This is a genomic window from Bacillus sp. AFS029533 (assembly GCF_002585125.1).
GTDB classification, from domain to species: Bacteria; Bacillota; Bacilli; order Bacillales; family Bacillaceae_G; genus Gottfriedia; species Gottfriedia luciferensis_B.
This window is the reverse complement of record NZ_NUQC01000039.1, coordinates 58,986-66,616: the sequence shown is the minus strand read 5'-3', so window position 1 is coordinate 66,616 and position 7,631 is coordinate 58,986. Positions and strand designations below refer to the sequence as shown.

General features: G+C 31.6%; 8 protein-coding genes. 2 read left to right on the top strand and 6 right to left on the bottom strand.

The window, feature by feature from the left end:
* Positions 1–137 precede the first annotated feature (137 nt).
* From COE53_RS19325 to COE53_RS19310, 4 genes are all read right to left on the bottom strand, one after another.
* The gene (locus tag COE53_RS19325) at positions 138–665 is read right to left on the bottom strand and encodes a DUF2269 family protein (RefSeq protein WP_180242458.1); all 528 of its coding nucleotides are present in this window, start codon (positions 663–665) and stop codon (positions 138–140) included.
* Between the two features lie 288 nt (positions 666–953).
* Positions 954–1,643, bottom strand: coding sequence for a response regulator transcription factor (locus COE53_RS19320; protein WP_098948562.1), 690 nt, complete (start codon positions 1,641–1,643; stop codon positions 954–956).
* 11 nt (positions 1,644–1,654) lie between these two features.
* Positions 1,655–2,746 (bottom strand): sensor histidine kinase, encoded by a 1,092-nt coding sequence (locus COE53_RS19315; RefSeq protein WP_098948561.1) that lies wholly within the window; start codon positions 2,744–2,746, stop codon positions 1,655–1,657.
* Positions 2,747–2,977: 231 nt separating this feature from the next.
* Positions 2,978–4,021 (bottom strand): ATP synthase beta subunit C-terminal domain-containing protein, encoded by a 1,044-nt coding sequence (locus tag COE53_RS19310; protein WP_069032091.1) that lies wholly within the window; start codon positions 4,019–4,021, stop codon positions 2,978–2,980.
* Between the two features lie 377 nt (positions 4,022–4,398).
* Between COE53_RS19310 and COE53_RS19305 the strand changes: the two genes are divergently transcribed.
* Entirely contained in the window at positions 4,399–4,791 is a 393-nt protein-coding gene (locus COE53_RS19305) for a transporter (protein ID WP_069032090.1), read from the top strand.
* A 170-nt stretch (positions 4,792–4,961) separates the two neighbouring features.
* On the opposite strand, the gene COE53_RS19300 is transcribed toward COE53_RS19305, so the two are convergent.
* The gene (locus COE53_RS19300; RefSeq protein WP_069032089.1) at positions 4,962–5,498 is read right to left on the bottom strand and encodes a GNAT family N-acetyltransferase; all 537 of its coding nucleotides are present in this window, start codon (positions 5,496–5,498) and stop codon (positions 4,962–4,964) included.
* Positions 5,499–5,602: 104 nt separating this feature from the next.
* Positions 5,603–6,493 (bottom strand): DMT family transporter, encoded by an 891-nt coding sequence (locus tag COE53_RS19295; protein ID WP_254664516.1) that lies wholly within the window; start codon positions 6,491–6,493, stop codon positions 5,603–5,605.
* 155 nt (positions 6,494–6,648) lie between these two features.
* Here COE53_RS19295 and COE53_RS19290 point away from each other — a divergent pair, with 155 nt between their 5' ends.
* Positions 6,649–7,623: a ring-cleaving dioxygenase gene (locus COE53_RS19290; RefSeq protein ID WP_098948560.1), complete on the top strand. Its 975-nt coding sequence runs from the start codon at positions 6,649–6,651 to the stop codon at positions 7,621–7,623.
* Positions 7,624–7,631 lie beyond the last annotated feature (8 nt).

Genomic DNA, 7,631 nt, shown 5'->3' with positions numbered 1-7,631 from the left:
TGGAAATCAACATCACTCTACTCCTTTTACGAAAATTTGGTAATTTAATTGGCAAGGTTGTTTTTCAAAAGCGTGAAAAAGTAATACTCAAATAGTATTACTTTCTTAATCAGTTAGAAATTTATAAAAAAGAATTTTTATTGTGTTGCCACTTTTTTATTTTTTTTAATTTTACCAAAAGGTTTAAAATACGTAATGAATGTCATGAATGCTAAGCAAGTTAAGTTAAAGATTCCAGTTATTATAATCGATAACCAGGTTGATTCAAATTTATTTTGATTAAGTGCACTCGCCCCTAATCCTTCTGCGGTTTTTACTAAATATACGAACCAATCATTAATCAAAAAGATGCCAATCAGAATAATTAAGACAGTTAAAACGAGTTTTATAACAACCCAATAATGCTTTGCTAATCCCCACTGTGTCCAAACAGAAAGTAAAATGCCAGTAACTAAAGTTGCAAGTGCAGGATATTTTAATAAATTTTCATCAATGATCTGCATACTCGATAATGTATAAATAAGCTGATCTGAGTTTTGCGCATTTTTTAAATAGAAACCTAATATTATTAAACTTAATGTACCTCCAAACCAAGCACATACTGCTAAAACATGTACACTAACTAATATATTTTTCTTCGTTAAATTTAATTTCTTTTTAGCCACTATTCTGTTCCCTCCGTTTTCATTAATTTTATACTTTTCATCATAGTGGCAAGATATAAACCTACTATTACCAATTCCTTAAATATTTCTTAAATCATTTCCGAATAAAATATTACTTGTTGTGTGACGATAAAGTTTCTTCCTCACACTTTTACATGGAAATATTTGTATTTACTTTGATGAAGTATTGAAATTAATGTATCTTCTTTTAAAAATGATTAGGTAAATAAAAAGAGCCATCCTATAAGTTTACTAACTCACAGGATAACCCCTTAATTTAAATTAAATTTAATCTTTAAACCGATATCCCGCTCCCCATATCGTCTCAATATAATTCGGGTTGGATGGGTCAACTTCTATTTTTTCTCGGATTTTTCGGATATGAACAGTTACAGTAGAAATATCTCCGACCGTTTCAAACCCCCAAATTCGATCAAATAGTAATTCTTTACTAAATACTTTATTTGGATTTGAAGCAAGAAAGGTAAGTAGGTTAAACTCCTTTGTTGTAAATATTTTTTCTTCTCCATTAACAAGAACTTTTCTAGAATCTTTTTGAATTGTAAGTCCTCTTACTTGAAGTTCTTCTTCATTCATTTGACCTTTATTTGCTAAACGTTGATACCTTGAAAGATGAGCTTTAACTCTGGCTATTAATTCACTTGGACTAAATGGTTTCACGATAAAATCATCGGCCCCTAGACCAAATCCTCTAATTTTATCAATATCTTCTGTTTTTGCTGAAACAATTAAGATCGGGATGTCTTTACTTTCTCGGATTTTTTTACATATTTCAAAGCCATTTAATTCTGGTAACATTAAGTCAAGTATGATTAAATCATATTCCTTCGATAAAGCTTTTTGAAGTCCGCTTTTACCATTTGATTCTATTTCAACTTCAAAATCATTTATTTCTAAATAATCTCTTTGTAATAATGCGATACTTTGATCATCTTCAATAATTAAAATCTTTTTCATTTTGTCACCTTTTAGTTTGATTTCTTATTTAATGAAAGATAAATGTTTGTATATTCACCAATTTGACTTTCTGCCCATACTTCTCCACCGTGCTCTTCTATGATTCTTTTTGCAATGGCCAGCCCGAGTCCCGTCCCACCAGTTGATAGATTTCTTGATGGATCGGCTCGATAAAAACGATCAAAAATAAACGGAAGTGCCTCTTTCGAAATCCCCTTACCGTTATCATGAAATGTTATTGTTATTTTTTCTTTGTCATCAATTAATTTTATGGTAATTTGTTTTTTATCTTTATCCATGTATTTCAAACTATTTTGAATGATATTTGTCATTACACGTTTGAATTGTTCTCGGTCTATTAGTACAATACTATTTTCTCGATCCACATTCTCACAATAAGTAATACTTACTTTTATCGGTTCTAAATCAAATTTCAATTCCTCGATCCGATCCACTAAATAATCATGAATATTTACTTCTTCAAAATGAAAGGGTACTCGTTTTAAATCTAACTTCGAATAAAGGAATAGCTCATTAATCAATTGATCCATATCCAAAGTTTTCATATAAATTGTTTCAATATATCTTTCCATTTTTTCTGGTGTGTTCGCTACGCCATCTTTAATTCCTTCAATATATCCCTTTATTGATGTAATTGGCGTTTTTAGATCATGTGAAATATTAGCAATTAATTCTTTTCGATTTTCTTCGTATTTTTTCTGTATTTCAGCTGACTCTTTTAGATTTCTTCTCATTAATTCAAAGCTAATAGCTAATTGACCGAGTTCATCATTACTAAGTGGTTTAACTTCAAAATTTAAATTTCCTTCACTAATTTGTTTAGCAGCATTAGTAAGATTTTTTACTGGTCTTAGTATAGTTCTTGAAACTAAATATGATAGCACTCCATTTGTAATTGCAAAAATAGGGACAATGATTCCGAATCGAAAAAAATAAAACGAATGTGGTGGATGATCATTAAATTTAGGCACAAAAACTTTATAGTAAAACAGACCGAGTAAAATCTCGATGAGGATAAAAGAAATGATTGGAATAACAATCATAGCAATATTAGATAAGATTAACCGTTTTCGAATCGACAATATATATTCCAACTTTCAGACGAGTGATGAACTATTATAATATTTCATTTTTGTTACTTATTTTGGCATAGTATAATTTAGAAAAATTAATTGCCTATTATTAAATTCTTAAATAATTCTTAAATTTTATACTACCATTCGCCAGAAAACTAAATTTAGGTAAATATTAAAAAAAGTGTGACACAAGCATAAGCGTCACACTGTTCATTAAAGTAATGATGTTTTACATTTCTACAGGCTACCAATAAAATTCATTTTATCTACTTCCATCAAATCGTAAGCACCATCAATTAGTTTTCGAACATCTTGTAAAGTATTTTGCAAATTAACAGATGCTCCTTTTGTACCTGTGAATTCTTCTGCTACGAAAAATGGTTGAGTTAAATAGGCTTCTAATAATTCACCCCGTTTATATGTTAATTTTTCATTTTCGGCTAATGAATCTAATCCATGTACTGCAACAAACGATCTCAACTCACGATATCGACGTAGTAATTTCTGAGCTGCTTTTTGCACTTGGTTGTGGGTATGGTCTGGTTGATTATCTTCTAAAACTGTAGATGTCGAATGAATAGGATTAATTGCAGGGTATTTATGTCTGAAAGCTAAGTCTGCATCAAACTGCCATAATGTTTCTAAGGGTCCGTAAGGGAAATCTTCATCCACCGCTTCCCCTTTTAAATCAACTAAAAAAGTAGTTACATCTTCAATACCGATATCTGCTAATTTTTGTTGGAGACGGTTTATATCACCAGTAATGACGTTTGAACGATCGGCTGCGAAAGCAAACTCAACATTTTTTCCCGCTTTTGCAATCGCTTCATAAACCTCATCAATTGAATAACATACTAAATTTACATCTGCTAAAATATCGTCAATTTCAGGATGCTCACCTTCTGGTTTAAGTAAAATCGTAAAATATGAATCATTCTTTAATTTATATAACATTTCAGCTAATACAACTAATTGACCCATGCCTGGTCTTGCAACTAACCCGACTGTACCACCTTTTACTAATGGAGCAAATAAATCAAGCGTTTTTATACCCGTTTCAATCATCTCAATCTTCTCCCCTCTAATAATCAGTTCATCCAATGTACATTCTGCTAAAGCGGCTAATGCGACTAGTGTTCTTACTTCTGAGCGACCAATTGGAATTTTACCAGTACATAAATTTGAAACAGTTGCTGGTCGAAGTCCAACAGATTTCGCAGAAGTAGTCAAATTCGGTACTCTACGGCGTAATAATGCGACATTCAAGCGTAAATTTTCCATTTTTCTCCTCCTTTAAGTTTAATTTATTCGAATTTACAGAATTATGCAAGTGTTTTTTTACTTTATAGAGTAATTTTTTTACTTTTAAAAGTAAAAATAGGTGTTATTAACTAAAAGCGCTTTATATTTTAGAAAATAATTGGTTTACAGTAGAACTAAGAATTTCCTATCTATGAACATTAAAAAAGAGAAGTGGATCAGTCTTCTCTTTGATGTGTTTCTATATGAAATGATCATTCTATAAACCTTCATAATAATAATCTTCTTTCTATAATACCAACATCGCTAATTAAAATGGATATTTAACTATCAGCCCAAACAAATAACATTAATTTTCATACTTTAATAAGGATTAAACTAAAAAAGGAGTTGATAAAATGAACTTTTTCCCTCAATATCGGACATTTCCAGGATTTCCAGGACAACCGGGCGGATTCCCAGGGCAACCAGGTGGATTCCCAGGGCAACCGGGTGGATTTCCGGGACAACCGGGTGGCGGAGGTCAAGGCACGGCTCAAGGTCAACCGACTGCACCACCGCCTTCATTCACTCCACAAATGTCTCAAGCTACAGCATTCGCAATAGATCCAGGTGCAATTGCTGGTTGTCGATTTAGAAATACTTATGTTTGGTTGAATAATGGAGAACAATTTTGGTACTTTCCAACCTTCGTGGGCAGACAATCAGTTGCAGGCTGGAGATGGATTGGCTGGAGATGGGTTTTCTTTGGAATTGATACAAGACGAATTAGATCGTTTACGTGCTTCTAAAAACTATCGCTACTATAGCAAAAAGCCTTGTGATTAATTATCACAAGGCTTTTTAACGAAAGTCATTTCTAACTTACTAGAATATACGTTTACTTGATTTCTACCATTCATTTTAGCCAAGTACAGAGCTTTGTCGGCAAAATTCTATTATAGAAGATTAATTTTCAGTACTATTTAAGAAATAAGCCCATCATTAAAGTATTACAATACTTTCCGTTTAGATAAGTATCTTCTTTCATTACCCCTTCAATTTCAAATCCTAATTTTTTATACAATTCAATGGCTTTAAGATTATCTTCATTCGTAACTAATTGAATTTTTCGAGTTAGATCATTTTGTTTAGCCCAATCAATTAAAGATTGCATTAATAATTTCCCAATACTTAATCCCCAATATTCTTTTTTAACTACTATACCTAGCGTACCAACATGCTTTGTACGTTCCTTTTGACTGGAATTGATGGAACCGATACTTATTATTTGATCATTGTTGGTAACTAATAAAATAATTGAATTTTTTTCTTCGAATGTATCTTCTAAATATGTCTTATATTCAGCTTCATTTCTTTTAAACTCGTTTCCTCCGAATGATAAAAAATTCGTTTCTCCACCTACGATGTTATAAAATTCTATCATTGATTTAGCATCAGTTCCTGTTGCTTGACGTACTTTTACTAGATCTCCATTTTTTAAGTTTAATTCAAACATACTATTTTACCCCTTTACAAATTAAAAATAGCTGCATAAGCAGCCATCTTTAACATTTACATTTTATTAAACTACGATTCTAAATACAGTTTATCATATACCATTTAAAAATCCATTTTATTCTCAACTATCTTTCTTTTCTCACTAGTAAGAACAACTAATAGCGCTCCACCTAGTACAATAGCCCCACCTATTATTTGCAGTAAACTCATATTTTCATGGAATAGAATGGTTGAAAATGTGATTGTTACTACTGGTTCAACCATACTTAATACTGCTCCTTTTGTCGGTCCTATTCGTTTTACACCAGCAAAAAATGTCCCCATTGAGATAACACTTGATATAATCGAAATACCTAAAATTGATAGCCAACCAATCAATTTAAAGTGAATATGTATTGTGCTTGTCGATACGCCTACTAGTAAAAATGAAATGCTTGCAAATAAGGAAATATATGCACTTGTTACTAATGGAGGTACATGCATCGAGATCCTCCCACCAACAATTATGTATATTGAGTAAACAATTGCTGCAGCTAATGCTAATATGATACCGAATGGATTTATATTTTGCGCTGGAGCTCCCAACACTAGTACAATTCCAGCCAACGATAGTAAAATCGATATCATTATATTTTTTGTTAATTGCTCTTTGTTTACTAAAAATGATAGAATTGCTACAAAAATGGGATATAAATAGAGAATTAATGCTGCTAATGAAGCAGGAATATATTTTACTGAACTAAAATAAAAACTTGATTGAAGCATATACAATACTCCACCTAGTAAAACAAACAATCCTAATTGTTTTTTCGTAATTTTAACTAATTTTTTTCGAACTACTAAGTAACTAAAAAACATAATTGTCGCAAATGTAAACCTTAAAAATAATAATGTATTCACACTTACATTTTGATCATAAGCATAAAGCGCAAAAATAGGCATTAATCCAAAAGCTATTGCAGATATTAAAATTAATAAATAACCGAAATACAAAGTATTTTCCCCTTTCTGTATCATTTATCTGAATATTATAATTAATAGATATCAGTTTAACATAAATCGCTATTTCAATCTCTAGCCATTTACACTATGTACATAAAAATTATGCAAGTCATAATTTAATGATAAATTTTAAGGGAGTGATGAAAGTGGAATTATTGGGAATTCATCATGTTTCACTACTTACTACAAAGGCTGAAAAAAATTACGAGTTTTACACTAAAGTTTTAGGGATGAGGCTTGTTAAGAAAACAGTAAATCAAGATAATACTTCTAGTTATCACTTATTTTACGGTGATGCAAAAGCAAATCCCGGGACAGAAATAACCTTTTTTGATATCCCTCATCTAGGAACTACATATCCAGGTCACTCGATCGTATCTTCAACTTCATTAAGAGTTGCCACAACTGAGTCACTTCATTATTGGAAAAATCGCTTTGAAGAGCTTAATATTTCACATGATAAAATAATTAAAAGAGCAAATCGAGATACACTCGCATTTCAAGATTATGAAGGTACCAGATTAATTTTAGTAGCAGATAATGGTGAAAAAGGTGTTGCGCCAGGTACTCCTTGGAATAAATCAAATATCCCAACCGAGCATGGAATACTTGGCTTAGGTCCAGTGACACTTACCGTAAAAGATTCGATTCCTACAAGTAAAACTTTAACGGATGTTTTAGGTTTTAGACTAGTTGGCACTTATCCTTCTATTGAAGAGAATTTTGCAAGTATAGAAGTTTACGAAACCGGACTAGGTGGTGCTGGAGCAGAAGTTCACTTGGAAGTAAGACCAGACTTACCGAGAGCTAGACCTGGACGAGGTAGTGTTCATCATATAGCTTTTAGAGTACAGAACGAAGAAGAATATAATAAATGGGCTGATAAATTAAATTCACTAGGGATTACGAATTCTGGAAAAGTAGAACGCTACTATTTTAAAGCGCTCTATTTCAGAGAACCAAATCATATTTTATTCGAATTATCAACGGATACCCCTGGATTTGATGTAGATGAAAATATTGATACTTTAGGTGAACGGTTAGCATTGCCTCCATTTCTAGAGCCTAAACGCACTGAGATCGAAGCTAGTTTACGGCCATTAGATTTTAATGAACATTAATTTGAGAC

Bases quoted from the DNA above. Each gene is read 5' to 3' on its own strand.
- COE53_RS19320 (WP_098948562.1), bottom strand. From the start codon at position 1,643: ATGAAAAAGATTTTAATTATTGAAGATGATCAAAGTATCGCATTATTA.
- COE53_RS19310 (WP_069032091.1), bottom strand. From the start codon at position 4,021: ATGGAAAATTTACGCTTGAATGTCGCATTATTACGCCGTAGAGTACCG.
- COE53_RS19305 (WP_069032090.1), top strand. From the start codon at position 4,399: ATGAACTTTTTCCCTCAATATCGGACATTTCCAGGATTTCCAGGACAA.
- COE53_RS19300 (WP_069032089.1), bottom strand. From the start codon at position 5,498: ATGTTTGAATTAAACTTAAAAAATGGAGATCTAGTAAAAGTACGTCAA.